The following is a 3,740-nucleotide window of genomic DNA, read 5'->3' as shown; positions in this document are numbered from 1 at the left end:
TAGCTGCTGTTGTACCAGTCGGCCGACTCGGGCACGTCGGTCTGCTCGCCCCAGACCTGCGGCGACGAGGGCGGCAGGTCGCAGTACCAGTCGTAGAAGGACATGCAGACGCCGCCGATCAGCGACAGGTAGCGCGAGCCGGCGGCGTAGCTGACCATCGACATGGCCGGGATCGGCGAGAAGCCGATGATGCGGTCCGGCCCCCAGCGGCCGATGGTGTGGATGTTGGCCGCGGCGACCATTTCGTTGACCTCGTCCCAGCTCGATCGCACGAAGCCGCCCATGCCGCGCACCTGCTGCCAGCTGCGCCGGGCGGCCTCGTCGCCGGCGATGCGGGCCCAGGCCGCCACCGGCGGCAGCGTGCGGCGCGCTTCACGCCACAGCTTCAGCAGCCGGCCGCGCACCAGCGGGTACTTCACGCGGTTGGCCGAATAGAGGTACCAGCTGTAGCTGGCGCCGCGGGCACAGCCGCGCGGCTCGTGGTTGGGCATGTCCCAGCGCGTGCGCGGGTAGTCCGTCTGCTGCGTCTCCCAGGTGACGATGCCGCCCTTGACGTAGATCTTCCACGAGCAGGAGCCGGTGCAGTTCACGCCGTGGGTGCTGCGCACGATCTTGTCGTGCGCCCAGCGGTCGCGGTAGGCGCGCTCCCAGGAGCGGTCTTCGTTGGTGGCCTGGCCGTGGCCCCCGGCGAAGGGTTCGCGCGGCTGCGAGAACCAGGTGAGGCGGTCGAGGAAATGGCTCATTCTTCTCTCCAGGGATTGCTCCCTCCCCCTGCGGGGGAGGGTGGGGATGGGGCGCTAGCAGGGCATCTCCGCGCCCTTGCGCGCGTAGAACCACCAGGTCACCGCGATGCACAGCAGGTAGAACGTGATGAACACGATCAGCGCCGCTTCCGGGCCGCCGGTCATCGTGATCGAAGTGCCGTAGCTCTTGGGGATGAAGAAGCCGCCGTAGGCCGCGAAGGCGGCCGTGAAGCCGAGCGTGGCGGCGCCTTCGGTGTTGCCTTCCTTGGTGGCACGGGCGACGGCCTCGCGGTCGCGGCGGTCCACGCCGCGCAGCGACTGGTTCAGGAAGATCACGGGGATCATGCGGAAGGTCGAGCCGTTGCCGATGCCGGTGGTGAGGAACAGCACCAGGAACATGGCGAAGAAGCCGGGGAAGTTGCCGCCGTTGCCGTTGGCGGGCAGGAAGTACAGCACGCCCACCACGGCCGCCGCCATCACCACGAAGTTCCAGAAGGTGACGCGGGCGCCCCCGAGCTTGTCGGACAGCCAGCCGCCGAAGGGCCGCACCACCGCGCCCACCAGCGGGCCCATCCACGCATAGGCGAGCGGGTTCACGCCCGGGAACTGGCTCTTGATCAGGAGCGGGAAGCCCGCCGCGTAGCCGATGAAGGAACCGAAGGTCCCGAGGTACAGCAGGCACATCAGCCAGGTGTGCTTGCGCCCGAAGATGGTGGCCTGGGTCGCGAACGAGGCCTTGGCGTCGGCGATGTCGTTCATGCCGAACCACGCGGCGATGGACGCGAGCGCGATCCACGGCACCCAGATGAAGGCGGCGTTCTGCGTCCACACCTTGACCGTCTCGCCGTCCTTGACGATGGTCTGCGCATCGCCGCCGAACACGCCGAAGATGCCGGCCGTGACCACGAGCGGGCTGAGGAACTGCACCACCGAGACGCCCAGGTTGCCGAGGCCGGCGTTCACGCCCAGGGCCGAGCCCTTGCGCTCCTTCGGGAAGAAGAAGCTGATGTTGGCCATGCTGGAGCTGAAGTTGCCGCCGCCGAGGCCGCACAGCAGCGCCAGCATCAGCATGGTGGGATAACTGGTGGTGTTGTCCTGCACCGCCATGCCGATGCCGATGGCCGGGAACAGCAGCGAGGCGGTGGAGATCGCCGTCCACCGGCGGCCGCCCACCAGCGGCACGATGAAGGAATAGAAGATGCGCAGCGTCGCGCCGGAGAGCGCCGGCGCGGCGGCCAGCCAGAACAGCTGGTTGGTCGAATACTTGAAGCCCAGCGCCGGCAGGCCCACGGCCACCACGCTCCAGACCTGCCACACCGCGAAGGCCAGGAACAGCGCGGGCACGCTGATCCAGAGGTTGATCTTGGCGATGGCCTCGCCCTCGCGTTCCCAGAAGGCCTTGTCCTCCGGGGTCCAGATGGTCAGCGTTCGCCCCGGCCGTGCGACCGGGACATGGGTGCTGCTGAATGCCATGGTTGATCTCCTGGGATCAGTGCGTGAAGGAGGGAGCGGCGGGCGCGTGCTCGCCCATCACCTCGGTGCGGCGCACCTCGGTGAAGTACATCCAGACCAGGGACACCCAGACCACGCCGTACATCAGCATGAAGGCGCTGGAGCGGATGCCGGTGAGGTCCATCAGGGCGCCGAACATGATCGGCAGCAGGAAGCCGCCGAGGCCGCCGGCCAGGCCGACGATGCCCGAGATGGTCCCGATGTTCCTGGGGTAGTCGTCGCTGATGTACTTGAAGACGCTCGCCTTGCCGAAGGCCCAGGCGATGCCCAGGATGAACATCAGCGCGGTGAAGGAGTAGACGTTGAGGCCGATGTGGAAGCTCTGCGGCCCGTTGACCGTGAAGATCGTGAGGTCGGTCTGCGGGTACGACAGCAGGAACAGGCAGACCCAGCTCACCCACATCACCCACCACGTCATCTGGTGCGCGCCGTACTTGTCCGAGAGCCAGCCGCCGATGGCGCGCAGCACGCCGCCCGGCAGCGAGAAGCAGGCGGCCAGCAGGGCGGCCACGCGGATGTCGAGGCCGAACTCGCCGACGTAGTACTGCACCATCCACAGCGACAGCGCCACGTAGCCGCCGAACACGATGCTGTAGTACTGGCAGTAGCGCAGCACCTTCGGGTCCTTCAGCGCCCGGAGCTGGTCGCGGAAGGTCACGGTGCTGGGCACCAGGTGCTGCGGGTTGCTGTGGCTGAAGAACCAGAACAGCAGCACGGTGCCGAGCATCACGGCGGCGTAGACCTGCGGCACCGCCTGCCAGCCGAAGGCGACCAGCAGCACCGGCGCGACGAACTTGTTGACGGCCGCACCGGAGTTGCCGGCGCCGTAGACGCCCATCGCGAAGCCCTGGCGGTTCTTCGGGAACCAGCGGGCCACGTAGGGCGTGCCGACCGAGAACGAGCCGCCGGCCAGGCCGACGAACAGGCCGATCACCAGGAAGTGCCAGTACTGGGTGGCGTAGGCCATGAGCCAGATCGCCGGCACGGTGACGGCCATCAGGGCGGCCAGCACGATGCGGCCGCCGAAGCGGTCGGTCCAGATGCCCAGGGGCACCCGGATCAGGGAGCCGGTGAGCACGGGCGTGGCCGTGAGCAGGCCGAACTCCGTGGCGTTGAGGTTCAGCGCCTTCTTGATCGGGATGCCGATCACGCCGAACATCATCCATACCATGAAGCACACGGTGAAGGACAGGGTGCTGACGGCGAGCACCGACCACGCGCGGCGCGTGGAGGAGTGCGCGCGGCGCGCCATCGAGGCGGTGCCGTCGGCGAGGAGGCTTGCGGTGGACACGTTGGACTCCGTTCCTTGTGCTGGGTCGACGCATGGAACTGTCGGGCCGCAAGGCCGTCGCGAACATCCTTCGGTGGACCAGCCGGGCGCGGCGGAAGAACGATGCGATCGCGGCGGAAGAACGATGGCGATAGTTCCGAGGGACTAGTCCTGCCGCGACCTTGATCTGGCGCAAGATTCCGCAGGCCCGGTGC

At 67.9% G+C, this 3,740-nt stretch carries 3 protein-coding genes; all 3 read right to left on the bottom strand.

Features of this window, described 5'->3' with window-relative positions:
• Window positions 1-743, bottom strand: a 743-nt coding sequence (locus tag VFM98_RS11360) for a molybdopterin-dependent oxidoreductase (protein ID WP_325110029.1), incomplete at its 3' end; no start/stop codon positions are given.
• 54 nt (window positions 744-797) lie between these two features.
• The gene (locus VFM98_RS11355) at window positions 798-2,216 is read right to left on the bottom strand and encodes a NarK family nitrate/nitrite MFS transporter (protein ID WP_325110028.1); all 1,419 of its coding nucleotides are present in this window, start codon (window positions 2,214-2,216) and stop codon (window positions 798-800) included.
• A gap of 16 nt (window positions 2,217-2,232) precedes the next feature.
• On the bottom strand, window positions 2,233-3,507 hold the full coding sequence (locus VFM98_RS11350) for a nitrate/nitrite transporter (protein WP_325110030.1): 1,275 nt from the start codon (window positions 3,505-3,507) through the stop codon (window positions 2,233-2,235).
• Between the last annotated feature and the right edge of the window lie 233 nt (window positions 3,508-3,740).

Source organism: Ramlibacter sp. (assembly GCF_035706265.1).
Lineage (GTDB): Bacteria > Pseudomonadota > Gammaproteobacteria > Burkholderiales > Burkholderiaceae_C > Ramlibacter.
Note: the sequence above shows the minus strand (reverse complement) of the source record. Positions and strands in the feature narration are given on the sequence as shown.

Excerpts from the sequence above, each read along its gene's own strand:
- VFM98_RS11355 (WP_325110028.1), bottom strand. The coding sequence starts at position 2,216 with ATGGCATTCAGCAGCACCCATGTCCCGGTCGCACGGCCGGGGCGAACG.
- VFM98_RS11350 (WP_325110030.1), bottom strand. The coding sequence starts at position 3,507 with ATGGCGCGCCGCGCGCACTCCTCCACGCGCCGCGCGTGGTCGGTGCTC.